This is a genomic window from Bradyrhizobium sp. URHC0002 (genome assembly GCF_054059515.1).
The window spans coordinates 1,278,128-1,303,538 of sequence record NZ_JBSSCF010000001.1 but is presented as its reverse complement, the minus strand read 5'-3'; the positions used below and the strand labels follow the sequence as shown (position 1 = coordinate 1,303,538).

Genomic DNA, 25,411 nt, shown 5'->3' with positions numbered 1-25,411 from the left:
CTAAGTCCTTGATCGGGACGGCGCCGCGGCCTTCGGCCGGGTGCGAGTGTTGAGTTCAGTTGATGCCGCGTTTCACGATCCATGATCTGGCCGCCACCATCGATGCACGGGCCGCATCGGGAGGAGAGGCGTCCTACACCCGCAAATTGCTCGACAAGGGTGCGGAGCACTGCGCCAAGAAGCTGGGCGAGGAAGCGGTCGAGACCGTGATCGCGGCGGTCGAGAACGATCGGGACCACCTGATCGCTGAAAGCGCTGACCTGCTGTTTCACCTGCTGGTGCTGTTGAAGGCGCGCGGCATCAAGCTCGACGAGGTCGAGGCCGCGCTGGCGCAGCGGACGTCGATGTCCGGGCTCGAGGAAAAGGCGTCGCGCAAGCGCGACTAGCTGAAGGGGCAGTTCATGGACATCCGGACCACCGAACAGCAATACAATCCCTACCGTATCTTCACCCGCGAGCAGTGGGCGCGATTGCGCGACGATACGCCGATGACGCTGGAGCCGGGCGAATTCGAGCGGCTGCGTTCGATGCACGACCGCCTCGACATGCTGGAGGTCGAGGACATCTACCTGCCGCTGTCGCGGCTGTTGTCGATCTATGTCGACGCTACCCACAGGCTCTACCAGGCGCAGCGCCAGTTCCTCAACATCCGGGACCGCAAGGTGCCCTACATCATCGGCGTCGCCGGCTCGGTCGCGGTCGGCAAATCGACCACCGCGCGCGTGCTGCAGGCGTTGCTGGCGCGCTGGTCGCCGCGGCCCAAGGTCGACCTGGTGACGACAGACGGTTTTCTGTTTCCCAATGCCGTGCTCGAGCGGCAGGGCCTGATGCAGAAAAAAGGCTTTCCCGAGAGCTACGACCTGCCGATGCTGCTGTCGTTTCTCTCCGACATCAAGGCCGGCCGCCGGCCGGTGCGGGCGCCGGTTTATTCGCATCTGGTCTACGACATCGTGCCGAACGAGTGGATCGAGGTCGATCGCCCGGACATCCTGATCGTCGAGGGCGTCAACGTGCTGCAGACCGGCCGCCTGCCGCGCGACGGCAAGGCGGTGCCTGTGGTATCCGACTTCTTCGACTTCTCGGTCTATATCGACGCCGAGGAGTCGGTGCTGCGCGAATGGTATGTGCGGCGCTTCCTCGCGCTCAGGGACACTGCGTTCACCAATCCCAAATCGTACTTCAATCGCTACGCCGTGTTGTCGGACGAGGAGGCCACGGCGACCGCGATCGCGATCTGGGAACGCACCAACCTCGCCAATCTCGAGGACAATATCTTGCCGACCCGGCCGCGCGCGACGCTGATCCTGAAAAAGCGCGCCGATCATCTGGTCGAGACGGTGGCGCTGCGGCGGCTGTAAATTTTCGTTCGTACGTGGCAAGCATTCGACCCTCATGGTGAGGAGCGCGAAGCGCGTCTCGAACCATGAGGCCACAGTGGGGCCTTCATCCTTCGAGACGCCGCTTCGCGGCTCCTCAGGATGAGGTCTGGCAGGAGCTGGTGGGCACGCTTCGCTTTGCCCACCCTACAAATTCGCTTCACGCTGCGATGTGCCGTGTCGCGACGAGGCCGGCGAGCGCCTCGGCGAGTTTTTCGCGGTCGAGCGGCTTGATCAAAAATCCGTCCATGCCGGCTTCGAAGCAGGCGTAGCGGTCTTCCACCAGCGTGTTGGCGGTGAGCGCGAGGATCGGCGTCCGGCCGCCCGGCTCGCCGGCCTCGAGGGTGCGAATTCGCTTGGTGGTTTCGATGCCGTTGAGCTGCGGCATCTGGATGTCCATCAGGACGAGGTCATAGGGGGTCCCGGCGGCTTTCGCCGACAGCCAGGACTCCAGCGCCTCGGCGCCGTTGGTGGTGATGACGGCGTCATGGCCGAGCCGGCCGAGCAGCGAGCGGATCAACAGCGCATTGATCTGATTGTCCTCGGCAACCAGGATCGACAGGCCCTTGGCCGACGGCGCGGCGGATGTCTCGATCGAGTCGATGGCCGGCTCCAGGCTCGGCGCCGCGACTTCCGGCGCGGTCGTCAGGCGGGCGGCGAGCGAAGCCGCGCGCAGCGGCTTGACCAGATAGCCGGTGAGGGCAGAGGCGGCGGACGGCTGTAATTCCTGCCGCGTCGCCGGCGTGAACATCACGATACGTTGCGTGGCATACAGGCGCGCGGCTTCGCCGAGCCGTTCGATATCGGCATGCCCCAGCGCGTGATCGATCAGCACGGCGTGCCAGGGCCGCTCGGGCAGCAGGGCTTCCGCGACATCGGCGTCCGATACCATGCAGGTCTGCCCGCCCCAGCGCTGCAGCCGCCGCGCGGTCAGCGAGGCCTCGATGCTCTGCGGCGAGACCAGCATGATCGACTGGCCGGAGAGATCGGGCACTGCGAAGGAGGTCTGTTCGCCGGCGGCGGCGGTGAGCGGGATCGACACTTCGAAGGTCGAACCGGCACCCGGCTGGCTCTCCAGCGTGATGCGGCCGCCCATGCGCTTGACGATGCGGTCGGAGATGCTCAGCCCAAGCCCGGTGCCGCCATAGCTGCGGGCGATCTTGTCGTCGGCCTGCTCGAACTCGCGAAAAATCCGCTCGCGGGCCTCGGGCGCGATGCCGATGCCGGTGTCGCGCACCAGGAAACTGACCTCATTGGGCCAGATGCCGGGCTCGACGATCAACGCGACGCCGCCGGTGGAGGTGAACTTGATGGCGTTGCCGGCGAGATTGAGCAGCACCTGCCGCAACCGCGCCGCGTCGCCGACCACGTGCATCGGCAGCCGCTCGTCGACATAGGCGGCGATCTCGATTTTCTTGGCCTCGGCGCGCGGCGCCAGCAATTCGGTGATGTCCTCGATCATGCCCGACAACGCGAACGGGCGATGTTCGAGATCGATCTTGCCGGCCTCGATCTTGGAATAGTCCAGCAGCTCCTCGATCAGCGAGAGCAGCGCGTCGCCGGAAGTCTTCACCGCCTTGACATAGGTCGCCTGTTCCAGGGTCAGCGGCGTATCCATCAACAGCCCGCTCATGCCGATGATGCCGTTCAGCGGCGTGCGGATTTCATGGCTCGCCATCGCGAGGAAGCGCGATTTGGCGCGGCTTGCCGCGTCGGCCTGGTCGCGGGCCTCGGCCAGCGCGCGCTCGCTTTCGGTGCGATCGGTGACGTCGCGGCCGACGCTTTGCATTTCCGCCGGTCCCCCGGCGTCGTTGCGGACGAGGCCCTCGCGCCACGCGATCCAGCGCGGGCCGAGCGGACCTGCGACCTGCTGGTCGTGAACGCGGGTGCCGTTCGGTTCGAGTGCGGTGTCGCCCTGTTCGAGAACTTCAAGCGCGAAGCAGGTGCCGATCAGCGCGTCGCTCGGCCTTTGCGCGAGTTCGCAATAGGCATCGTTGGCATAGGTGATGCGGCCCTCGGCGTCGCGCAGCACGATCAGATCGCCCTGCGATTCGAACAGGCGGCGGGCGCGCTGCTCGGCTTCCTGCAATTCCCAGTTCCGGTCGGCCAGCGCTTCATTGTGCAGGGCGACCTTGCGCATCTTCTTGCGCATCAGGCGGAGCCGGAAGCTGAAAGTGGCGAGCGCGACGCAGGCGAGCGCAAACAGGAAAGCGACGCCGATCGCAAACGCGTGCGGGTCATAGCCGGAATTTTCCGTCTTGCTTCCGGCAATGAATCCATAGGCGCCGCCGAACACGATCGAGAAGATCATGAAGGAGCGAAGCGTGAAGGTCAGCCAGGGATGCCGGCGGCCGAAACGGCGAAAGCGAAGTTTGATCCGGAAGGTCCGTCCCATCGCCAATGACCCTGAGATTGCTGTTGAACCAAGCCGGCGGCCGCCGTTTGTCTTGGACAGACGATGCGTCGCCGACATTGCAAAGTGCTTGAGGTTAACCGCGGTTGTCGGCCGCGATGAGAACATGGTGAATGAAGTGCTAAAGCGACGCCGCTTCGACGCGGTGGCGCTCGCCGCGGGCGCCGACGATCAGGGCTGCGGCATCGAGCAGCGAAAAGCTCTTCGAGGACACGAAGATCCGGTAGTCGGCCGGTCCGTCCCGCGAAAGATAGATCACGGGATCGGAGGGCGAGGGATTGCGGGAGATCGCGACCAGCCGCGGCGGGGCGCTGCTCTCGCAGGCGCCGGCCTCTGCCGTATCGACATCGTCGATCACGGTGAAGTCGGCCGCTTCCGCGCTGTCGGAAATCTGGACCCGCACCGTCGCGCGGGAAGGATCGCTGGTGAACCCGACATGCCGGTGCGCCTGCCAGGAGAGGGCGGCAATCTGGACGGGTGTGCCTGCGATCTCGATGCAGGCCCGGGGACCCGCCAAAAACTCGCCGCGTGCGAACAGGGCAACAATCGCCAGCGGGACAACCGAAGCCAAAATCTTCAAACGCAACATGACACGCTACCCACTCACCATAGGCCCGCGACAGGGGGCTTATGGTTGGCAGAGGGTAAAGGAAACTAGTTACCGAGGTGTTGACGCCGGTTGTTTTTGTGGAGCTCGGCAGCCTCGTGGCGAGTCCAGCGAAGCGATCCCTCGCCGCTTGCTCGATGATGGATGGTGGGCACGTCGCTTGCGCTCCTTTGCCCACCCTACGGATCCATATCGCAATGACGGCGTCGCTCGGTGCGAGCAACGCGCTAACGCGTATTACCGCTCCGACCCGGTCGCTGCGAGATATCGCATCAGTTCATCGCGCGGATTGTCGCGGAAGGTCTGGCGGTCCCGCATTTCCGGCGGGGCGCGCCAGCCCGGTTCGATGCCGGTCATGTCGGGGAGTTCATGCGCGATGCCCTTGTGGCAGTCGATGCAGGTCTTTTCGCCGGGGATGAGAAATTTGCCATGGATTTCCGCCGCCCGCCGCGTCTGCTTGGTGAAATCCATCGCTGCCGAGGAATGGCAGTTGCGACACTCGAGGGAATCATTCGCCTTCAATCTCGCCCACTCGTGCTTGGCGAGTTCGAGCCGATGATCCAGGAACTTCTGCCTGGTATCGATCCACCCGAAGATCTTGCCCCAGACTTCCTTCGACGCCTGCATCTTGCGGGCGATCTTGTCGGTCCAGTCGTGCGGAACGTGGCAGTCGGGACAAGTGGCCCGGACTCCCGAGCGGTTCGTGAAATGGGGGGTGCGCTGCAATTCCTGAAACACGTTGGCGCGCATTTCGTGGCACGACGTGCAGAACTTCTCGGTGTTGGTGATCTCGAGCGCGGTGTTGAAGGCGCCCCAGAACAGCACGCCGCAGACGAAGCCCCCGAGCGCGAGAAACCCCAGGCTCAAATGCGCGCTTGGACTGCTGGCGATGCGCCAGAACCAGATCAGGAGTGCCTTGAGCCGCTGCATTGAAGCTTCTCACTTCTTCTCGGGGCCGACGAGAAGCATATCCTTGAAGGTGCTCGGGACGAGCGGCTGTGCATCGGTTTGCTGGACGTGGCAGGCGGTGCAGAAATAACGGCGAGGCGTGACGTCGGCGAGAACCTGGCCGTTGCGATCCATGAAATGGGTGACACTGATCATCGGCGCACCGGAGCCTTCGGTGAACTGTCGCCGGTGACAGTCGAGGCAGCGGTTGGCTTTCAACGTGAGCTGATAATTATCGATGGAGTGCGGGATGATCGGCGGCTGTTCCGGATAGTTGCGCATCAGCCGCTTGTCATCGACGATCGGCCGCGCCAGAGGTGAGGCCGGCACGTCGCCCATTGGTGCTGCGGCGCCGGTCACCCGCGGTACGATCTGGGGCGCGTTCTGCGCGTAGATCGCGCCGCAGACGAACACCGGCAGGCCGCCGAGCAGCGCGCCCGCCAGCGCCAAGCGAAATCTCTTCAGACCGGGATGATTTTGACCGCGCATTTCTTGAAGTCCGTCTGCTTGGAAATGGGATCGGTTGCGTCGAGCGTCACCTTGTTGATGAGTTGGCTGGCATCGAACCAGGGAACGAAGACGACGCCGCGCGGCATCCGGTTGCGCCCCTTGGTGTCAACCCGGGTTCGGATTTCGCCGCGCCGCGACACCACCCGGACCTCGGCGCCCTGATTGATGCCTCTGGCGTAAGCGTCCTCGGCATGCATGAAGACCTGGGCGCCGGGATAGGCCTTGTAGAGTTCCGGCACGCGCATGGTCATGGAGCCGGAGTGCCAATGTTCGAGCACGCGGCCGGTGACCAGCCAGATGTCGAATTCCTTGTCGGGGGATTCGGCCGGCGGCTCGTAGGGCACCGCAATAATCCGCGCGCGCCCATCCGGCTGGCCGTAGAAGTCGACGCCCTTGCCCGCCTTGACGTAGGGATCGAGGCCTTCCCGGTAGCGCCACTTCGTTTCCTTGCCGTTGACGACAGGCCATCGCAGCCCCCGCACCTCGTGGAGGGTGTCGAAGTCCGCGACGTCGTGGCCATGGCCACGGCCGAACTGGGCGTATTCCTCGAACAGCCCCTTCTGCACGTAGAAGCCGAAAGCCTTCGCTTCGCGGTTTTCGTACTCGGCGGGAATTTCGGTGGCCGGGAATTTGTCCACATTGCCGTTGCGGAAGAGAACGTCGAACAGCGTCTTGCCGCGGTAGTTGGGATTCGCAGCCAGTATTTGCTCCGGCCACACCTCATCGGTGGTGAACCGCTTGGAAAACTCCATCATCTGCCAGAGATCGGACCGCGCCTCGCCGGGCGCGTCGACGAGCTGACGCCACACATGGGTGCGGCGCTCGGCGTTGCCATAGGCGCCTTCCTTCTCCACCCACATCGCCGCGGGCAGGACGAGGTCGGCGGCCATTGCCGTGACGGTCGGATAGGCGTCCGAGACGACGATGAAGTTGTCCGGATTCCGGTAGCCGGGATAGGTCTCGCGTGAACTGTTCGGCGCGGCCTGCAGATTGTTGTTCACCTGGATCCAATAGAAGTTCAGCTTGCCGTCGCGCAGCATCCGGTCCTGCTCGACCGCGTGGTAACCCGGCTTCTCCGGAATGATGCCGTGCGGAACGCGCCAGATTTCCTCGGCGTGCTTGCGATGCTCCGGATTGGTCACGACCATGTCGGCGGGCAGGCGATGCGCGAAGGTGCCGACCTCGCGCGCGGTGCCGCAGGCGGACGGCTGCCCGGTCAGCGAGAACGGCGAGTTGCCGGGTTCGGAGATCTTTCCGGTCAGCAGGTGCAGATTGTAGAGGAGCTGGTTGGCCCATACGCCGCGCACATGCTGGTTGAAGCCCATGGTCCAGAGCGACATCACCTTGCGCTTCGGATCGGCGTAGAGCTCGGCAAGCTCTTGCAGGAAACCGCGTTCGACGCCGGTGAGCTCGGAGACCTTCTCGAGCGTGTAGTCCTTCACAAAGGCGGCATAGGCGTCGAAGTCGATCGGCTGGGTCGCGCCTGCTGTCGCCGCGCCCTTGGCTTTGACCTCTAGCGGATGGTCCGGGCGCAATCCGTAACCGATGTCGACCGTGCCCTTCACGAAGGTGGTGTGGTTCTTGACGAAGTCCTGATTGACCCGCCCGGTCGTGATGATGTGGTTGGCGATGTAGTTCAGGATCGCCAGATCGGTGCCTGGCTTGAACACGATCGGGATGTCGGCGAGGTCCGAGCTCCGGTGTGTAAAGGTAGAAAGCACCGCGACCTTTACATGCGGATGGCTGAGGCGCCGGTCGGTAAGTCGCGTCCAAAGGATCGGATGCATCTCGGCCATGTTCGAGCCCCACAGCACGAACGCATCCGCCGCCTCGAAATCGTCATAGCAGCCCATCGGCTCGTCCATGCCGAAGGTGCGCATGAAGGCGACCGCCGCCGACGCCATGCAGTGGCGGGCATTGGGATCAAGGTTGTTGGAGCGAAAGCCGGCCCGCATCAGCTTGGTGGCGGCATAGCCTTCATAGACCGTCCATTGCCCCGAGCCGAACATGCCGAGCGCCGTCGGGCCCTTGTCCTTCAGCACCGCCTTGGCGCGTGCGGCCATGGTGTCGAAAGCCTCGTCCCAAGACACGGGCGTCAGTTCGCCGTTCTTGTCGAAGGCGCCGCCCTTCTTGCGCAGCAGCGGCGTGGTCAGTCGGTCGCCGCCATACATGATCTTGGAGAGGAAGTATCCCTTGATGCAGTTCAGTCCGCGATTGACCTCGGCGAGCGTGTCGCCGTGGGTCGCAACGACCTTGCCCGCCTTGACGCCGACCATCACCCCGCATCCGGTGCCGCAAAAGCGACAAGGCGCCTTCGACCATTTGAGCTCCAGCGATCCGATGCCGCCCGCCACCGGCTGCGCAGCCGCGGGAACGGTGATTCCGGCAGCCGCGGCGGCGACGGCGGCGGCCTGGGCCTTCAATAGTTCGCGTCGCGAGAGTGACATGTTCTAGTCTCCGATCTCGACGGGCCCATCGACCTGCTCGAACACCATGTTGGCCGACAGGACGCCTTGCCAGGATGCGATTTCGGCGAGACGGCCGCCGAGAATTCCGCTCTCGGCCGCCTCCATCACGATCACGATTTTCGACGCATCGCGTTGATGGACCTCAACGCCGGGCAGCGCAGCGAGCGTGCGCAGCACTTCGTCACGACGTTCCGGCAACACGGATACGACCGCGCTCGAAATGTGAATGGTGGCTTCCGCCGTCATGAAGCGTCTCCCTGACGCGCGGCGCCCAGCGTGATGGCCTCGCCCGGGCATGCGCCGACGCATTCGCCGCATCCCGTGCAGGCGGTTTCATTGACGATGGCCCGGGGTGGCAATCCAATGCGCGGAAGAAAGCGAATGGCTGAAGCAGAGCAGGCATCGCCGCAGGAGCGGCAGACGATGCCGGCTTCGGCGAGGCAGTCGCCGTTGATGATGGCGACCGGCCTGGAAAGGAGTTGACCGCGAAACAGCGCGCGGCGTGAGGGGCCTAAGCTTTCCATGGCGCTCATCCTCCCGGAGGGCCGGGAGGCCCCACGATCAGCTGGGTCATCCAGATGAGAAAGCCATATCCGCCGACCACGCCAACGGCGACAATCGGCCAGATGAAAGCGGCGATGATGGCGAACACAAAAAATTCCGCACGCCGGCTGGTCCCAAATGCGGACTCATGCGTCGGCTGCGTATCAAGCTTGCTTGACGTGTCGCCCATATAACGACCTGCCACTTTCAAAGTCGAACAGTGTCGAGCCGGCCGCACGCTCCCGTGCGGTACCAGTCAAACCTGTCATCTGCAATCGGATGGAACGCGCCATGCCTGCTCCATTGCAGGAAATGTCATTGCGCATGCGCAGCATAGATGCTGGCCGGCCAAGCCTTCATTGATCTGGATCAAACGCGAAGAACACAGGCTTGATGATTCGATGATATTTTTGCCGCACCGCAAGCAAGCGACAGTGCGACGCACTTGCTTCTTGCTTTACGCAAATGCGATCCTTCGGGTCTGGATCGAGCGCTATGCCGCGCGCCGCAAATCTTCAGCCAGCGCGCGATAGGACAGCGCCTCTGCCAGATGCAGCCGGCCGATCTTTTCCGCACCGTCGAGGTCGGCGAGCGTGCGCGCGACGCGCAGCACGCGGTGATAGCCGCGCGCCGTCAGCTTCATGGTCTCAGCCGCGTCGCGCAAAAGCTTTTGTCCCTGCGCATCCGGTTGCGCGATCGTCTCCAGCAGCGAGGCCGGCGCTTCGGCGTTGGTGCGGATATGCGGCATGCCGGCGGCAGCATAGCGCGCGAGCTGGAGGTCGCGGGCGGCCGCAACGCGGGCGGCGACTTCCGCCGATCCCTCCGAAGGCGGCGGCAGGATCAGGTCGGCGGCGGTGACCGCCGGCACCTCGATGCGCAGATCGATGCGATCCATCAGCGGGCCGGAGATGCGCATCTGGTAATCAGCAGTGCAGCGGTCGAGCTGCGCGCGCTTGCAGGAATAGCCGGGCTCATAGGCATGGCCGCAGCGGCAGGGATTCATCGCCGCGACCAGCATGAAGAGGGCCGGGTAGGTGACGCGGTGATTGGCTCTGCTCACCGAGACCTCGCCGTTTTCCAGCGGCTGGCGCAGCGAATCCAAAACGCGCGGATCGAACTCCGGCAGTTCGTCAAGGAACAAGACGCCCTGATGCGAGAGCGAAATCTCGCCGGGTTTGGCGCGCAGGCCGCCGCCGGTCAGCGCGGCCATGCTGGCGGAATGATGGGGCGCGCGGAACGGCCGCCGCGCGGTCAAGGCGCCGTCGCGGATTTGGCCGGCGACGGAGGCGATCATCGAGACTTCCAGCAATTCGGACGGCGACAGCGGCGGCAGGATCGACGGCAGCCGCGCCGCCAGCATCGATTTGCCCGCGCCGGGCGAGCCGATCATCAGCAGATGATGCCCGCCCGCCGCGGCGATCTCCAGCGCGCGCTTTGCACTCTCCTGGCCCTTGATGTCGCGCAGGTCGAGATGCGTCGCCTCCGGCTCGTGCACTTTCGGCTGCGGGCGCGACAGCACCTGCGCGCCCTTGAAGTGGTTGGCGATCTGGATCAGTGATTTTGCGGCGATGATCTGGATATCGGGGCTGGCCCAGGCGGCTTCCGTTCCGCACGCCGCCGGACAGATCAAGCCTTCCTCACGCGCATTCGCGCCGATCGCGGCCGGCAATACGCCGGCCACGGGCGCGATCGAGCCGTCGAGCCCGAGTTCGCCGAGCACGGTAAAGCCGTTGAGCGCGTCGGGCGGGATCGCGCCGATCGCGGCCATCAAGCCGAGCGCGATCGGCAGATCGTAATGGCTGCCTTCCTTTGGCAGATCGGCCGGTGCGAGGTTGACGGTGATCCGCCGCGCCGGCAGCGCCAGGCCAGAGGCGATCAGCGCCGAACGCACCCGCTCGCGCGCTTCCGACACAGCTTTGTCCGGGAGGCCCACGATCGCAAACGCCGGCAAGCCGGGTGCGACCTGCACCTGCACGTCGACCGCGCGGGCCTCGATTCCCTCAAAGGCTACGGTAGAAACCCGCGCAACCATGCCGCCCCTCGTGATGCAATCGAAGGTAGCGGGGAACCGGAGGGCAAGTCAAGAACATTAAGAGAACATAGTTGGTAGGTTTTAATTCCGCGTGTATGAACAGCGCGTCGCCACAACTTCTAGCCGTCAACAAATGCACGCCACGCGGTCTCCGAATAAGAGCTTCGGAGACCGGGTGTCCCCTCAATTCAGCTTCCCCGCCGCAATCGCAGCGGTGCTGCCTTGCGGCTGCTCCAGCATCTTCAATGCTGCATCGAGGCCGTTGCGCAGATTGATGGCGGCGTTGGCGTTGCAGCGCAGGCGGCCCGAGGAGATGAATTTGACCTCGGTCGATCCGTCAGGTTTCGGCACCAGAATGCGGGTCGCCAGCTCGACCTCGACCGCACCGTTCATGGTGCCGTAGGCGCCGACGATATCGAAATAGACCAGCGGGGCCGCGGCTCCGGTGTCCTCGTAGATCAGGTCGGACGGCTTGGCAGGCGGTTAGTCGGTCAATGGCCTTCTCCCGGATCGTGCGCAGAGGGTGATTCGCTGATCAAGACTTACGCGACCGGCCGTTCGATCCCTAACGAGAGAGGGGACATCCGGGGCCAGCCATGTCGACCGGCCCCGGAAATTCATTTCCTTAGAGCTCCATCTTCATCGGCTCGGGATAATAATGGAATCCATCGCCGGCCTTGGCGACGTGGCCGTAGCCGGGCCAAGCAAAGTGATAGGACATGACCGGGGTCTTGTTGGCCGCGATCGTGTCGAGCAACTTGACCCGGCTCGCGGCCGCCTGTTTCGGATCGGTGTCGTAGGAAAACTCCATCCGCGGCTTTTCGAGCAACAGCACAGCGTGGTGCGTGAGATCGCCGAGGAAGGCGAAGGATTTACCTGCCGACGTCACCATGAAGATGGTGTGACCCACGGTGTGGCCGGGGGCCGCGATCGCCTGCACGCCAGGCAGGAATTCCTGGCCGTCCTTGATGAATACGATGCGATCGCGCACCGGCAGCAAATTCTTGCGGGCGTGAACCACGAAATCCTTCAAGTCACTGCCGAGCTTGCCTTCATCGGTCCAGAATTCGAAGTCGCTCTGGGTGATGTAGTATTGCGCGTTGGGGAACAACGGCTTGTCGTCGGCGCCGACGATGCCGCCGATATGATCGATATGGGCGTGCGACAGCACCACAGCGTCGATATCGCCGGGCTTGATCCCGGCTTCCGCCATGCTCTTCTGCTGGCGACCGGTGGTCGGCCCGAACAATTTCGACGTGCCCATGCCGGTATCAAACAGGATCAGCTTGTCGCCGTTGTTCACGATCGGCGAGTTCTGCTCGAGCACGACATTGTCGGGATTGAGGAAGTTGTCGGAGAGCATCTTGCGCACTTCTTCATCGGGCACGCCAACGAAGGTGCCCTTGGGAGGGCCGAGCGGCAGCGTGCCGTCGGAGACGATGGTCACTTCGGCGTCACCGAGAACGAGGCGGTGCCAGTAGGGCGTCTGCGTGCCGAGTTTTGGCGCTTTCGCCAGCGCGCCGCCACCGAGAACGGTCGATGCGCCCAAACCGGCGCCAAGCGCAAGCAAAGACCGTCGTGAAACGTTCATCGTCATACGTCTTCCTCCAGTGTTTTTATGATTGTAGTTCGTCGCCCGGACGGATTCATCCGCAACTACAGGCTGCTCCCGCTTCCTGAAATTGGCAAGTGGGATGAGACCGCAGAGGTGAGATGCGTGAATGAGGTGACTGCGGATCGCCCGCGCAACGCGGACATCACGTCAAGCCGCGATGCCGCGACGCGCCATAAGCGCGATGATCACCGAATCGACGGCTACCAGTCGTCGTAGATCCACTCTCTTCGGAATCGAGGCCGCGCTCTCGCCCGCGGCCGCTCGACCAACCGCTCGGGCTTGCGCACGGTTGGAGCCGGCTGCGTCGTAGACTGTGACGAAGGCTGTGAAGACGGCTGTGAAGTAGGCTGTGTAGTCTTGGGCGGGTTCGGCTCGGAAACCGTCGCGAGCGCGCGTTTCATCTCTTCCTGGCTCGCCTTGAGCTCCCCGATGGCCTTTGAATTGTCGCTGGCGATTTGCTGCTGGCTCGCCTTGAGCTGTTCGATGTTTCGCTCCAGATTCGCGAGATCGCGCACGATCGTTTGCAGCAACTGCGTCTGATCGGGAGGCGCTGCGGGTGCCGTCGGCGCGGCGCCTTGCGGGGCGGCCTGAGCCAGGAGTGTTGCTTGCGGCGGTGTTGCTTGCGCTGGTGCTGACTCCGCCGCGGCCACTTGGAAGGTGGATGGAGCGGGTTGCGCGGGAGACGACGGATTTTCCGGCGGCAATGTTGGCGTTGAAGCGGGCTGCGGCGCCCAACGGGCGACGATCAGCGTGGGCCCGTCGCCATAGGATAACAGCAAAACCAGAAGGGCAACGACAGTGATGCACGCCGCCAGGGACAAGCCGACGAGCGTGAGGAGCGCCGGCCTTCCTCCCGGTGGAGGTTGCGGGCCAGGTTCGTGCGGGCCAAATTCGTGCGGGCCAGATCCTGCCGAAGGTGGACGCGCGTCATCACGCTCCATTTTTGCAAGCTGTTCAGTCAGACGCGTGAGCTGTTCGTCCGCGCGCTTGATCTGTTCGTGGGCGTGCGTGAGCCGTTCATCGGCGCCCGCGATCAGGGCGTCGTGGGGTTTGGTTTCTTTCGGATCAGGCGTGGAGTTCATTGGCGTTTCCCCTTTCCGTCCAATGTCATCCGAAGGCGGCGGTCGACTATAGCGCCCTGGAATCGGGCTGGCCACTGCCGGCGGCGCAGCGGCTCTCCCCTTCGGTTCCATTCAGCCGGCAGGAGGCGCACGCAATTCATCCCGCCCAGGTCAGGTCGCGTGAGGGCGCGCGCTGCGAATGAGGTGGCCGACAGGGCGCGAGGGAATTATTTTCCGCCGCGCTTCTTCTCGATGGTGTCCCAGATCATTCCAGCGACGTCCGGCCCGCCGAGCCGGGCAATCGCGCGAATGCCCGTCGGTGACGTCACGTTGATCTCGGTGAGGTTGCCGTCGATCACGTCGATGCCGACGAACAGCAGCCCGCGCTCGCGCAGCGCCGGACCCAGCGTGTCGCAGATTTCGCGCTCGCGCGGAGAGAGTTCCGTGGCCTGCGCGGCGCCCGCCGCGAACCATGTTGGAGCGCAGATCGTCCGGGGCCGGCACGCGGTTGACGGCGCCGGCGAATTCACCATCGACCAGGATGATGCGCTTGTCGCCGTGCTTCACCTCGGGAAGGAAGCGCTGGATCACCCAGGGCTCGCGGAAGGTGACCGAAAACATGTCGAACAGCGAGCCGAAATTCATGTCCTGCGGCATCACGCGAAACACCGCCGCGCCGCCATGGCCGTGCAGCGGCTTCATGACGACGGCGCCGTGCTGATCCCTGAACGAATTGATCTCGTCGAGGTCGCGCGAGATCAGCGTCGGCGGCATCAGATGCGGAAAATCCATCACGAACAGTTTTTCCGGCGCGTTGCGCACGGAGGCCGGGTTGTTCACCACCAGCGTCTTGGGGTGGATGCGCTCGAGGAAATGGGTCGAGGTGATGTAGGCGAGGTCGAAGGGCGGGTCCTGCCGCAGCAGGATGACGTCGAAATTGGTCAGCGGCTCGCGCTTCGCTTCGCCGAGCGTAAAATGGTCGCCGACCTCGTCGCGCACGGTGAGCTTTTGCACCGGCGCGATCAGCTCCTCGCCGCGCAGCGAGAGCTGGTCCGGCGTGTAGTAGGAAAGGCTGTGGCCGCGCTTTTGCGCCTCCAGGAGCAGCGCAAAGGTCGAATCGCCGCGGATGTTGATACGCGCGATGGGGTCCATCTGGACGGCGACATTCAGGTTCATGGGGAGGTCCGGGTCTCTGGAGGGAATTCTTTTTAAGGGCTGGCGTCGAATGCCGCTAACAGATGGCGTGGCAGACGCCGTGGCGCAATCAGGATGGCGTCAAATCGCAGCTCAAATTCGGCATGCTCGGGATGCGCCATCAGCCACCCTTGCGCGGCATCGATGATGCGCGCCTGCTGGCGCGGCGTCACGGCGTAGGCGGCGTCATCCAGGGTGGCACGGGCCTTGACCTCGATGAAGGCAATCAGATTGCGCTTCTTCGTCACCAAATCGATCTCGCCATAGGGCGTGCGGAAGCGCTTTGCCAGGATGCGGTAGCCCTTGGCCATCAGAAAGGCGGCGGCGCGGCTTTCGGCCGACAATCCGGTGCGGAAGGCGGCGACCCGCTCGGGCGCGGCAATCTTGCCGGACGCTTCGGGCGGCATGGCGCCGTCAGTCTTCGCCATGCTCGCCTCTGGCTTCTTTCGCGAGCTCCAGCGCGCGGGCGTAGACCTCGCGGCGCGGCCGCCCGGAAAGCTCGACCGCGTGCGCGACGCTGTCCTTGACGCTGTCGCGCGAAAGCGATGCACGCAGGAGGTCGTCGAGGTCGTGCTGCGTCATGACATGGGCATCCGCGCGCGGCGGGCCGACCACGAGGACGAACTCGCCGCGGGTTTCCAGTCGATCGGCGGCCTTCGCAAGATCTGATATCGGCGCGCGCGTGATCTCTTCGTGCAGTTTTGTGAGTTCGCGGCAGATCGCGGCGTCGCGCCCGGCCATGATGTCGGAAAGATCCGCCAGCGTCTCCTGCACGCGGTTGCCGGATTCGAACATCACCAGCGTGGCGTCGATCCGGGCAAGTTCCGTGAGCCGCGTCCGCCGCGCGACTTGCTTGGCCGGCAAGAATCCCTCGAAGAAAAACCGGTCGGTGGGCAGGGCTGCGACCGAAAGCGCCGTCAGTACCGAGGACGCGCCCGGCACCGCGATCACGGCGTGGCCGGCGGCAGAGACCTCGCGCACCAGTTTGAACCCGGGGTCCGAGATCAAGGGCGTGCCGGCGTCCGACACCAGCGCAATCGAGGCGCCCTGCGCCAGCTTTTCCAGGATTTTCGGCCGCGCCATCGCCGCGTTGTGCTCGTGATACGGCTTGAGCTCCGCCGAGATCGCATAGCGCTCGGTCAGCCGGCGGGTGATGCGGGTGTCCTCGCAGGCGATGATGTCGACGCCCGCCAGCGTCTCCAGCGCACGCAAGGTAATGTCGCCGAGATGGCCGATCGGGGTTGCCACCAGATAGAGGCCGGGAACCGGCTTCGGGGCATTCAGGACGTGGCCCTGAATCAAAAATGTTCTGTTGGCCGAACCCGGCTCGGTGTCAGACCCGTAGTTCGAACTGGGTTTTGCGCGCATAATGCCAATCTAAAGGGGTCTTGGTGCGAGCGCTATATCCGGCGGGATGGCGGCAAGACTGAAGTTCCCGCGACGTGCGGCGCGGTGGTAATCCTTTTGTTTTGGTTAACTAATTCTCGACAATATTGCAGAATCCCGCATTCGGGTTCAGTAGCGGTTCAGGTGCCTTGGCCCAGAAAGCCGGAATCCTGGCCGACGGCGGTCGGTCAAGAGATAGAGACAAGATGGTAGGCCCGCTCAATCGCAAGCCTGGATCCGCGGATCCTTGGCCGTCAGGACTGACCCGGCGGACGGCAGTCGGGCTTATTCTCGGTGCCCCGCTGCTCGGCGCCTGCGCCGGCGGGCCGATCTCGAACCCGTTCGCTACTCCCCAGCCGGAGGGACCCGCAGGCCCGCAGCAACAGCCGCTTGCCGTCGGCGACGGGCAGGTCAAGGTCGGGCTGATCCTGCCGCTCTCGGCCGCCGGCAATGCCGGCGTCGCCGCGCAATCGATGAAGAACGCGGCCGAGATGGCGTTGGCGGAATTCCAGAATCCGAACATCCAGCTTCTGATCAAGGATGACGGCGGCAGCCCGCAAGGCGCCCAACAAGTCACCCAGCAGGCGCTCGCCGAAGGCGCGGAAATCATTCTGGGTCCGCTGTTCGCAGCTTCAGTGCCGGCGACCGCGCAACTGACGCGCGCGCGCGGCGTTTCGGTGATCGCGTTCTCGACCGACTCAAGTGTGGCCGGACGCGGCGTCTATCTGCTCAGCTTCCTGCCTGAATCCGACGTCACCCGGATCGTCGATTATTCCGCCAGCATCGGAAAGAAATCTTTCGCGGCGCTGTTGCCGGACAACGCGTACGGCAATGTGGTGGAAGCAGCGTTCAAGCAGGCCGCCGGCCGCAAGGGACGCGTCGTCGCCTTCGAAAAATACAGCGTCGATCGCTCCGCGGCGGCGCGGACGGTGGCGCAGTCGCTGGGATCGGCGGACGCGCTGTTCATCGCCGACGACGGCGAATCCGTCGTGGCCTCGGTGGATGCCTTGGCCGCGGCGGGCGCCAACTTGCGCAACATCCAGTTGCTCGGCACCGGGCTGTGGGACAATCCGCGCGTCTATGCGAGCTCCGCGCTGCAGGGCGGGCTCTATGCCGCGCCGGACCCGTCGGGCTTCCGCGCCTTCTCCGGCCGCTACCGCGCCAAATACGGCGCCGACCCCGTGCGCACCGCAACGCTGGCCTATGACGCGGTCGCTCTCGTTGCCGCGCTGTCGAAGCAGGGCGCCCAGCGTTTTGCGCCGGAAACGCTGACCAACCCGTCGGGCTTTGCCGGCATCGACGGCCTGTTCCGATTCCGCTCCGACGGCTCCAACGAGCGCGGGCTTGCGGTAATGAAGGTCGCCAGCGGCGGCAGCACGCCGGTTGCGGGATCGCCGAAGAGCTTTGGGGCGTAGTTGTATGGGTTCCTGCTTTCGCAGCAACGACAGCCTTTACGCCGCGAGATCCGCGACCACCGCATCGAGCACGGGGAAACCGTCTTTGGTCACGCGCAGCCTGCCGTCGGCGTCGACGATGATGGCGCCTTCCTCGCGGAGCACGGCGATCCGGCTCGGGTCGAGCGCGCGGCCGGACAAGGCGGCATAGCGTTTGGGGTCGATGCCCTCGGCGAGGCGCAATCCCATCAGCAAAAATTCGTCGGCGCGTTCTTCGCTGTTGAGAAAATCGTCGGTGACGACGCCATGGCCGTTGGCCTCGACGCGCATCAGCCAGGCCTCGGGACGTTTTTCGGTCGCGATCGCGTGCCTGGTACCATCGATGTCCAGCCGCCCATGCGCGCCCGGGCCGATGCCGGCATATTCATCGCCGCGCCAGTAGACCAGATTGTGCTGGCATTCGGCGCCTGCGCGCGCGTGGTTGGAAATCTCGTAGGCCGGCAAGCCATGATGCGCGCAGACTTCCTGCGTCACGTCGTAGAGCGCACGGGCAACCGCCTCATCAGGTGTTTTCAATTTGCCCGCCGCATGCAGGCCGAAGAACGGCGTGCCTTCCTCGATCGTGAGCTGGTAGAGCGAGAGATGCTCGGCAGCTTCCGAAATCGCGAGCTTCAATTCGTCCGCCCACATCTGCGGCGTCTGGTCGGGACGGGCGTAGATCAGGTCGAACGAGTAACGATCGAACGCGCCGCGTGCGATCGCGACCGCATCCAGCGCTTCGCGCGCGCTGTGCAATCGTCCCAGCGCCTTCAGCGAGGCGTCATCCAGCGCCTGCACGCCGAGCGAGACACGGTTGACGCCGGCTGCGCGATAGCCGCGAAACCTTGTTGCTTCCACGCTGGTCGGATTGGCCTCCAGCGTCACCTCGACATTGTCGGCGACGCGCCAATGCTTGCCGATCGAATCCAGGATGGAGCCCACGGTTTGCGGCTGCATCAGCGATGGCGTGCCGCCGCCGAGAAAGATCGATGTGACGGTTCGACCAGGCGTGCGCGCCGCTGTGGTCTCGATCTCGCGCGCAAACGCACGGGCAAATCGCTCTTCGTCGATCGGCGCGTGACGGACGTGGCTGTTGAAATCGCAATACGGGCACTTCGACAGGCAGAACGGCCAGTGCACGTAGACGCCGAAGGCGGTCCGCTTCGGATAGTGGCGTTCGGCGCTAGCCAAGACAGATCTCCGCCAGTTTGACGAAGGCACGCGCCCGGTGCGACAGGCCGAGGCCTATCGGCGGCAGGCCGTGCTTTTCGATCGAGGTCATCTCGCCAAACGTCCGCGTGTGCCCATCAGGCTGGAACGCCGGATCATAGCCGAATCCGGCGGTGCCGCGCGGGGGCCATACCAAAGTTCCATCGGCGCGGGCCTCGACCTCCTCAAGATGGCCATCGGGCCAGGCGACGCACAGCGCGGACACGAAATGCGCCTTTCGCTTGTCCGGCGTGGTCGCGCCACGTTCCTGCAACAGGCGCTCGATCCGGCTCATCGCCGCCATGAAATCCTTGCCCTCACCGGCCCAGCGCGCCGAGTAGATTCCAGGCGCGCCGTCCAGCGCATCGACCACGAGGCCGGAATCGTCGGCAAAGGCCGGCAATTGCGCCGCCTGGGCGGCCGCGATCGCCTTGATCGCCGCATTGGCGCGAAACGTGTCTCCGGTTTCCTCGGGCTCGCCGAGGCTCAATTCGCCCGCGGAAACGGCGTCGACGCCATGCGGCGCCAGCAGTTCCCGCATCTCGGCGAGCTTGCCGGGATTGTGGGTCGCGATCACGAGCCGGCCGGTGATTCGACGGTGCATATGCGATCAGACTACGCGACGGCCATCTTCTGCAAGTCCACCAGACGCGCGACACCCTTGCGCGCCAGTTCCATCAGCGCGAGGAACTCGTCCTGCGAGAACGGCGTCTTTTCGGCGGTGCCCTGCACCTCGATGATGCGGCCGTCGCCGGTCATGACGAAATTGGCGTCGGTTTCGGCCTCGGAATCCTCGGCATAATCGAGATCCAATACCGGCGTACCCTGATAGATGCCGCAGGAGATCGCCGCGACATTGTCGCGCAGCACGTTGGCCTTCAGCATGTTGCGGTTTTTCATCCACGCGATGCAGTCCGCCAGAGCCACCCATGCGCCGGTGATCGAGGCGGTGCGGGTGCCGCCATCGGCCTGGATCACGTCGCAATCGACCGTGATCTGGCGCTCGCCGAGCGCTTCGAGGTCGACGGCTGCGCGCAAGCTGCGGCCGATCAGCCGCTGGATCTCGACGGTGCGGCCGCCCTGCTTGCCGGCGGCGGCCTCGCGGCGGGTGCGTTCCAACGTGGCGCGCGGCAGCATGCCGTATTCGGCGGTGACCCAGCCGCGGCCCTGGCCCTTCAGCCACGGCGGCAGCCGTTCTTCCAGCGTGGCCGTGACCAGCACATGGGTGTCGCCGAACTTCACCATGCAGGAACCTTCGGCATATTTGACCACGCCGCGTTCCAGCGACACGGGGCGCAGCTGATCGGGCGCACGGCGGCTTGGCCGCATGGGAAATCCTTTCGAAATCGAGCGAAAATTCGTTCGCGGTGCTTGTAGGAGGGGGCGTGCGCAGCGGCAAGGGGCTTTTGGCCCGGTTTGGGATAGAGGTCAGAACCGAACCTCTATCGCCTCGTTTTGACGCGTTTTCTGCGCAGATAAGTCTACGCAATCTGCGTAAACTTGATTGCTATGCGAACCGGCGGCCACTTCGCTCGAAAACGCTATCGTTAAACGGACGCTTGTCATTGGTCCCCTGGATCGACAAATTAGGGTGTTGGGAGGAAGTACTGAGTGGCCCACCACGATCCGATTGGCCTGATCGCGCCGCATGCCGGGCTCGCCCAGCTCAACGAGCGTTCACGCGACATTTTTCGTCAAATCGTCGAGAGCTATCTCGCGACCGGCGAACCCGTCGGCTCGCGCAATATTTCTCGCCTGATCGCGCTGCCGCTGTCGCCGGCCTCGGTCCGCAACGTGATGTCGGACCTCGAGCACCTGGGGCTGATCTATGCACCACATACCTCTGCCGGCCGCCTTCCGACCGAACTGGGCTTGCGGTTCTTCGTCGACGCGCTGATGCAGATCGGAGATCTCACCGAGCCCGAACGGGAATCGATCAAGAGCCAGCTCGCCTCCGTCGGGCGCGCGCAATCGGTCGAGGCCGCGCTCGGCGAAGCTTTGACGCGGCTCTCCGGCCTGACCCGGGCCGCGGCCGTGGTGCTGACCGCCAAATCCAATTCGCGGCTGAAGCACATCGAATTCGTGCGGCTGGAGCCGGAGCGCGCGCTGGTGGTGCTGGTCGGCGAAGAAGGCCAGGTCGAAAACCGCGTGCTGGCGCTGCCGCCCGGCGTTCCCTCCTCGGCGCTGACGGAAGCGACCAACTTCCTCAATTCGCGGATTCGCGGGCGGACGCTTGCCGAAGCGCGTCTCGAACTCGAAACCGCGCTGACGCAAAGCCGCGTCGAGCTCGATCAGCTGACGCAAAAGGTGATCGCGGCCGGCATCGCAAGCTGGTCCGGCGGCGACAACGACGACCGGCAATTGATCGTGCGCGGCCATGCCAATTTGCTCGAAGATTTGCACGCGCTGGAGGATCTCGAACGCGTCAAGTCGTTGTTCGACGATCTCGAGACCAAGCGCGGCGTAATTGACCTGTTGGGCCGGGCAGAGCGCGCCGAGGGGGTGCGGATTTTCATCGGATCCGAGAACAAGCTGTTCTCACTGTCCGGTTCCTCCACCATCATCGCCCCCTATAGCGACGCCGCGGGCCGCATCGTCGGCGTTCTCGGCGTGATCGGGCCGACGCGGCTGAACTATGCCAGGGTGATTCCGACGGTGGATTATGCCGCCCGGATCGTCAGCCGGATGCTGGGCGGCTAATCCGCCCCAAATTGACCCCAATCCGGTGTGGTTGCGCTTGATTTTCGGCCACTAAAGCACGATATCCGGCCCAGCAAATCCCCATCGAACCCAATACGTTTTTTGAGAAGGCAGTCTTATGACCGATCCCAACCGGCCGAGTGATGATGCGGTGAAACCGGCCCAGACCGGCGAGCCCGTGGTCTCAAAACCCTACATCATGCCCGACGATCCCGAGGAAGGATCGAATGAGGCCCTGACCAAGGAACTGGCCGAGGCGCGCGACAAGATGCTGCGCACGCTGGCGGAAATGGAAAACCTGCGCCAGCGCACCAGGCGCGAGGTGGCCGATTCCAAGATGTACGGCATCACCGGTTTTGCGCGCGACATTCTCGATATCGCAGACAATCTGCAGCGCGCGCTCGACGCGATTCCGGCCGAGGCCAGGGAGACCGCCGATGCCGGCATCAAGGCCTTCATCGAGGGCGTGGAGCTGACCGAGCGTTCGCTGCTCAACACGCTGGAGAAGAACGGCGTCAAGAAGTTCGATCCGTCGGGCGAGAAGTTCGATCCCAACTTCCAGCAGGCGATGTACGAAGTGCCCGACCCGTCCGTTCCGTCCGGGACGGTGGTTCAGGTCGTGCAGGCCGGCTTCATGATCGGCGAGCGCGTGCTGCGCCCGGCTCTGGTTGCCGTTTCCAAGGGTGGCGCAAAGGCCGCACCCGCGGCCGACGTCACGAACTAAGCCGGATTTACCAGGCCTACGGCTTATCGTCTGCCTTCGGCCAGTAGGTGCCAAAGCTCCAGAGATGGCCTTCCGGGTCCCGGCAGGCGAAGTCGCGGCTGCCGTAATCCGTGTCGTGCAGCGCCATCTCGATCCTGGCGCCGGATGCCTTGATCCTGGCGTGCAGCGCGTCGGGATCGTCGACGGCGACGTAGAGCGCGTCGGTGCGGCGGCCGCCGATATCGCCGACAAGTTTGCCGTATTCGTCATCGCGGCATTGGCCGAGCATCAGCAGCGAGGGGCCGTAGGCAAGTTCGGCATGCTGGATCGTGTCGCCGTTGCGATAGACGACGCGCTCGGTGAAGCCGACCACATCCTTCAGCCAGCCGATCATGGCCTCGGTATCCCGGCAGCGCATCGTCGGATAGATGCGCGGCGCTTCGGTTTCGCTTTGATGGGGCACGGAAAACCTCCTTTGTCAGATGCCGCGCCACTATGCGCAAGCGCGGCAGCGCCGGCTTGAAGATTTGTTACCCGGCTAAACGTCCAGCGATCGCACCAGACGGCTGTCTGTCAGCGCCAGCCGCCTAGCCCAGACCGTTGGCGACTCGCCGGCAAGGGTTGAAAATTCGCGGGCGAGATGCGCCTGGTCGGCATAACCGCTCTCGGCGGCAACCCCGGCCCAGCCGCGGGCTTCTCCTGAATGCGCCAGCCGACAGGCTTGATGGAAACGCATGATGCGGGCAACCGGCTTCGGCGCCAGACCGAGTTCAGATCGAAAACGGTTCACCAGGTGCTTGCGGCTCCAGCCGATCTCTTTCGCAAGCTCGGTTATGCGCGCGCCGCCCGCCGTTCGCGCCAATCGTCGATAGGCGAATTCGATTTCGGGTGACGGCAGGTGGTTGGCGCGATCAGCAACAAAATCCTCGACCAGATCGAAACGGTTTTGCCAAAGGGGCGTCGCGCCAAGCCGTTCGCGCAGTTGCCGGCCTTCGCGGCCCAGCACGTCTGACATGTCGACCATGCGCGCGGCGAGATCGACGACGGCGCTGCCAAAGAAGCGGTAGGCGCCAAGCGGCGTGAAATCCACCTGCACGCATTCGGCGCCGCCATCGGATTCGATCAGCACCGGGCCGGCATAAAGCCCGGCGGCGAAGCTCGGCTGTCGGTCGGCGGCATCGGGCTCGCGCCCGAGCGCGATCAGGAACGGCGTGCCGAAGCTGATGATCAGGGGTACCACCAGCGAGGCGGTTTCGCGCTGGGAAAACCGGCCACGCGCCGTTTCACGGTAACCGGTCATGCCCGAAACAAGCCCCGTCGTGCGTTGTGACGGCGCACGACGGGCTAACTCGAACGCGGACGGAGCCGTCAGGTCGGACATCCCTGACCTCTGCGAGAGGTGACAGCGTTAAGCCGCGATATCGCTGGACTTGATCCGCTTGACGCCAGCCTTGGTCATGTCGGTCCAGGCTTTTGCGAGCGAGCCCTGGGTATCGATGCCACGGCAGGCGTCTTCGATCACGTAGGTTTCAAAGCCCGCCTTGCGCGCATCGAGCGCACTCCATGCCACGCAGAAATCGGTGGCGAGGCCGGCGAGGAATACCCGCTTCACCTTGCGTGCCTTCAGGTACGCGGCGAGCCCCGTCGTGGTCTTGCCGTCAGCCTCGGTGAAGGCCGAATAGCTGTCCACGTTCTTGTTGAAACCCTTGCGGATGACGAGCCCGGCATGCGGGATCGCGAGGTCCTTCGACAGCGACGCACCCTCGGTCCCCTGCACGCAATGATCCGGCCAAAGCACCTGCTTGCCGTAGGAGAGATCGACGGTTTCGAACGGTTTTTTGCCGGAATGCGATGTCGCGAACGAGACATGGCCCGCGGTGTGCCAGTCCTGCGTCATCACCACATTGGCAAAGCCCTTGGCGAGCTGGTTGATGATGGGGACGACCTGTTCGCCGTCTTTGACCGCGAGGCTGCCGCCAGGAAGGAAACAGTTTTGCACGTCGATGACGAGCAGCGCGGAAGCCTCATCGGGCTTGATCGGTGCGGCCCAAAGCGCAGATGGCGCGAGGGCAGCGACGGACGTCGCGCCAAGAGCTGTCAGAACCAGCCTGCGAGTAAACATGATGCTCCTCCCCGGTTGTTGAAATTCGACGGGGAAAAGCTAGTTCCATTTGTGTACGAACGAAAGCCCGAAAATTCGGCGCGGCTGGCAAATTTCGAACATCAGCCCCGCGGATGAATTCCGTCGCGCACCGCGCGGAAGCGCGGAAAGGCCTTGGTCCAGTCGTCGCGCGGCGAAGAGCCGATGATGCGCATCGAGGTCTGGGCGCCGAACCGCAGCCACTGCACGATCGTAACCGGCGTATTGTCCTTGCCGCTGGTGGCGTCGATCCGCGTCTCGTAGCCGGGCTGGCCGTCGATGCGGACCGGCTCCGACATCGTGATCCTGCCGTCGCGCACGCCGGGAATGGTGGTCGCAATCTGCTGGGCAAAGCGGCCGCGATCATCGGGCGAGCCGGCCGTCGAGCCGATCAGGCCGATGATCATGAAGGGCGCGGCTTCGAAGCCGGCCTTTTCGTCGCTATCGGCGAGGATGAGGGCGGCGCCCGGCGCCAGCGTGCGGATGTTCTTGAAATTCGAGAGCTCGCTCATCTTGAACGGCATCAACCCGAGCTGCTCCTCGAGCGGCACCTCGGTACGGATCACGGCGGAAGCGAACATCTGGCGCACGGCGTCGTCGGTGTAGATCTTGGAAGCGTTCTCGGGCACCTGCACGGCGACATAGCCGGAGAAGGTGGGGCCGGGCAGGATCATCGAGTAGCGGCGCACATTGGCGCCGTCCTTGGCGTTTTCCTTGCCGTTTTCGACGGTGTAGTAGGCGAGCCCCGCCGCGGTCTCGATGCTCTCCGGCTTGATGCCGCCGGTGCCGCCCGGGTTGGCCTTGAAGGCATTGGCGACCTCGCCATAGGCTTCGGCGGGCAGGTCGGTGACCAGCACCTTGACGCCTTGGTCCTCGGTCTCGAAGCCGATGAAATTTCTGGCCTTGTTGAGGCCGACCAGTGGCGTCATGCCCACCCTGGCGCCCGGCGGGAAGACCGGGTCGGCGGCGAACGCGGACGAAAATACCGTAGAATTGGCGGCAAAGATCAGGGCAACCGCAGCGAAGTATCGAAGTAGCGTCATGAAGGATCTACCGGGTTTGCATGGGGGCCG

The 25,411-nt window shown here is 64.3% G+C and carries 26 protein-coding genes and 1 pseudogene; 5 read left to right on the top strand and 22 right to left on the bottom strand.

All coding sequences use genetic code 11. The annotated features are described in order from the left end of the window. Positions 1–62: 62 nt before the first annotated feature. Together ACVWVY_RS06225 and coaA are read left to right on the top strand one after the other, a co-directional pair. Positions 63–386, top strand: coding sequence for a phosphoribosyl-ATP diphosphatase (locus tag ACVWVY_RS06225; RefSeq protein ID WP_456625551.1), 324 nt, complete (start codon positions 63–65; stop codon positions 384–386). 15 nt (positions 387–401) lie between these two features. Continuing rightward, positions 402–1,358, top strand: a complete 957-nt coding sequence (gene coaA / locus ACVWVY_RS06220) for a type I pantothenate kinase (RefSeq protein WP_456625550.1) — start codon at positions 402–404, stop codon at positions 1,356–1,358. A gap of 178 nt (positions 1,359–1,536) precedes the next feature. Here coaA and ACVWVY_RS06215 read toward each other — a convergent pair whose 3' ends face one another. From ACVWVY_RS06215 to rsmI, 15 genes and pseudogenes are all read right to left on the bottom strand, one after another. Beyond that, entirely contained in the window at positions 1,537–3,771 is a 2,235-nt protein-coding gene (locus tag ACVWVY_RS06215; protein WP_456625549.1) for an ATP-binding protein, read from the bottom strand. Between the two features lie 139 nt (positions 3,772–3,910). Further along, positions 3,911–4,378 (bottom strand): hypothetical protein, encoded by a 468-nt coding sequence (locus ACVWVY_RS06210; RefSeq protein WP_456625548.1) that lies wholly within the window; start codon positions 4,376–4,378, stop codon positions 3,911–3,913. A 255-nt stretch (positions 4,379–4,633) separates the two neighbouring features. After that, positions 4,634–5,326: a cytochrome c3 family protein gene (locus ACVWVY_RS06205; protein ID WP_456625547.1), complete on the bottom strand. Its 693-nt coding sequence runs from the start codon at positions 5,324–5,326 to the stop codon at positions 4,634–4,636. A 9-nt stretch (positions 5,327–5,335) separates the two neighbouring features. Beyond that, a complete protein-coding gene (locus ACVWVY_RS06200; RefSeq protein ID WP_456625546.1) occupies positions 5,336–5,833 on the bottom strand; it encodes a nitrate reductase cytochrome c-type subunit in 498 nt (165 codons plus the stop codon). Further along, the gene (gene napA, locus ACVWVY_RS06195; RefSeq protein ID WP_456625545.1) at positions 5,806–8,301 is read right to left on the bottom strand and encodes a periplasmic nitrate reductase subunit alpha; all 2,496 of its coding nucleotides are present in this window, start codon (positions 8,299–8,301) and stop codon (positions 5,806–5,808) included. The genes ACVWVY_RS06200 and napA overlap by 28 nt, the downstream gene beginning before the upstream one ends. 3 nt (positions 8,302–8,304) lie before the next feature. Beyond that, positions 8,305–8,568 (bottom strand): chaperone NapD, encoded by a 264-nt coding sequence (locus ACVWVY_RS06190; RefSeq protein WP_456625544.1) that lies wholly within the window; start codon positions 8,566–8,568, stop codon positions 8,305–8,307. Then, complete coding sequence (locus ACVWVY_RS06185) at positions 8,565–8,846, bottom strand: 4Fe-4S binding protein (protein WP_456625543.1); 282 nt, start codon at positions 8,844–8,846, stop codon at positions 8,565–8,567. The genes ACVWVY_RS06190 and ACVWVY_RS06185 overlap by 4 nt, the downstream gene beginning before the upstream one ends. A 5-nt stretch (positions 8,847–8,851) precedes the next feature. After that, positions 8,852–9,055, bottom strand: a complete 204-nt coding sequence (locus tag ACVWVY_RS06180) for a nitrate reductase (protein ID WP_456632117.1) — start codon at positions 9,053–9,055, stop codon at positions 8,852–8,854. Positions 9,056–9,358: 303 nt separating this feature from the next. Beyond that, positions 9,359–10,897 carry a YifB family Mg chelatase-like AAA ATPase gene (locus tag ACVWVY_RS06175; RefSeq protein WP_456625542.1) on the bottom strand — a complete coding sequence of 513 codons (1,539 nt, stop codon included), beginning with the start codon at positions 10,895–10,897 and terminating at the stop codon, positions 9,359–9,361. 183 nt (positions 10,898–11,080) lie between these two features. After that, a complete protein-coding gene (locus tag ACVWVY_RS06170) occupies positions 11,081–11,290 on the bottom strand; it encodes a hypothetical protein (protein WP_456625541.1) in 210 nt (69 codons plus the stop codon). A gap of 232 nt (positions 11,291–11,522) precedes the next feature. After that, the gene (locus ACVWVY_RS06165; protein ID WP_456625540.1) at positions 11,523–12,494 is read right to left on the bottom strand and encodes an MBL fold metallo-hydrolase; all 972 of its coding nucleotides are present in this window, start codon (positions 12,492–12,494) and stop codon (positions 11,523–11,525) included. Positions 12,495–12,712: 218 nt separating this feature from the next. Beyond that, a complete protein-coding gene (locus ACVWVY_RS06160) occupies positions 12,713–13,594 on the bottom strand; it encodes a hypothetical protein (protein WP_456625539.1) in 882 nt (293 codons plus the stop codon). Between the two features lie 206 nt (positions 13,595–13,800). After that, positions 13,801–14,749: pseudogene (gene gshB / locus ACVWVY_RS06155) on the bottom strand (glutathione synthase). A 32-nt stretch (positions 14,750–14,781) separates the two neighbouring features. Continuing rightward, positions 14,782–15,195, bottom strand: a complete 414-nt coding sequence (locus tag ACVWVY_RS06150) for a YraN family protein (protein WP_456625538.1) — start codon at positions 15,193–15,195, stop codon at positions 14,782–14,784. Then, positions 15,182–16,135, bottom strand: a complete 954-nt coding sequence (gene rsmI / locus ACVWVY_RS06145) for a 16S rRNA (cytidine(1402)-2'-O)-methyltransferase (RefSeq protein ID WP_456625537.1) — start codon at positions 16,133–16,135, stop codon at positions 15,182–15,184. Before rsmI ends, ACVWVY_RS06150 begins: the two co-directional genes overlap by 14 nt. Positions 16,136–16,359: 224 nt before the next feature. Between rsmI and ACVWVY_RS06140 the strand changes: the two genes are divergently transcribed. Further along, positions 16,360–17,568 (top strand): penicillin-binding protein activator, encoded by a 1,209-nt coding sequence (locus tag ACVWVY_RS06140; protein ID WP_456625536.1) that lies wholly within the window; start codon positions 16,360–16,362, stop codon positions 17,566–17,568. Positions 17,569–17,604: 36 nt separating this feature from the next. On the opposite strand, the gene hemW is transcribed toward ACVWVY_RS06140, so the two are convergent. The 3 genes from hemW to rph are packed head-to-tail and all read right to left on the bottom strand — an operon-like array spanning position 17,605 to position 20,124. Beyond that, complete coding sequence (gene hemW / locus ACVWVY_RS06135) at positions 17,605–18,777, bottom strand: radical SAM family heme chaperone HemW (RefSeq protein WP_456625535.1); 1,173 nt, start codon at positions 18,775–18,777, stop codon at positions 17,605–17,607. After that, entirely contained in the window at positions 18,770–19,399 is a 630-nt protein-coding gene (gene rdgB, locus ACVWVY_RS06130; protein WP_456625534.1) for an RdgB/HAM1 family non-canonical purine NTP pyrophosphatase, read from the bottom strand. Before rdgB ends, hemW begins: the two co-directional genes overlap by 8 nt. Positions 19,400–19,410: 11 nt before the next feature. Further along, positions 19,411–20,124 (bottom strand): ribonuclease PH, encoded by a 714-nt coding sequence (gene rph, locus ACVWVY_RS06125; protein WP_456625533.1) that lies wholly within the window; start codon positions 20,122–20,124, stop codon positions 19,411–19,413. A gap of 282 nt (positions 20,125–20,406) precedes the next feature. Here rph and hrcA point away from each other — a divergent pair, with 282 nt between their 5' ends. Next, positions 20,407–21,495, top strand: coding sequence for a heat-inducible transcriptional repressor HrcA (gene hrcA, locus ACVWVY_RS06120; protein WP_456625532.1), 1,089 nt, complete (start codon positions 20,407–20,409; stop codon positions 21,493–21,495). Between the two features lie 118 nt (positions 21,496–21,613). Further along, positions 21,614–22,219, top strand: coding sequence for a nucleotide exchange factor GrpE (grpE, locus tag ACVWVY_RS06115; protein ID WP_456625531.1), 606 nt, complete (start codon positions 21,614–21,616; stop codon positions 22,217–22,219). A 16-nt stretch (positions 22,220–22,235) separates the two neighbouring features. On the opposite strand, the gene ACVWVY_RS06110 is transcribed toward grpE, so the two are convergent. The 4 genes from ACVWVY_RS06110 to ACVWVY_RS06095 all read right to left on the bottom strand — a co-directional run bounded on the left by ACVWVY_RS06110 (position 22,236) and on the right by ACVWVY_RS06095 (position 25,381). Beyond that, entirely contained in the window at positions 22,236–22,661 is a 426-nt protein-coding gene (locus ACVWVY_RS06110) for a VOC family protein (RefSeq protein WP_456625530.1), read from the bottom strand. Between the two features lie 75 nt (positions 22,662–22,736). Next, entirely contained in the window at positions 22,737–23,579 is an 843-nt protein-coding gene (locus ACVWVY_RS06105; RefSeq protein WP_456625529.1) for a helix-turn-helix domain-containing protein, read from the bottom strand. A 27-nt stretch (positions 23,580–23,606) separates the two neighbouring features. Next, positions 23,607–24,320 carry a bifunctional nicotinamidase/pyrazinamidase gene (pncA, locus tag ACVWVY_RS06100; RefSeq protein WP_456625528.1) on the bottom strand — a complete coding sequence of 238 codons (714 nt, stop codon included), beginning with the start codon at positions 24,318–24,320 and terminating at the stop codon, positions 23,607–23,609. Between the two features lie 101 nt (positions 24,321–24,421). Then, positions 24,422–25,381 carry a hypothetical protein gene (locus tag ACVWVY_RS06095; RefSeq protein ID WP_456625527.1) on the bottom strand — a complete coding sequence of 320 codons (960 nt, stop codon included), beginning with the start codon at positions 25,379–25,381 and terminating at the stop codon, positions 24,422–24,424. Positions 25,382–25,411 lie beyond the last annotated feature (30 nt).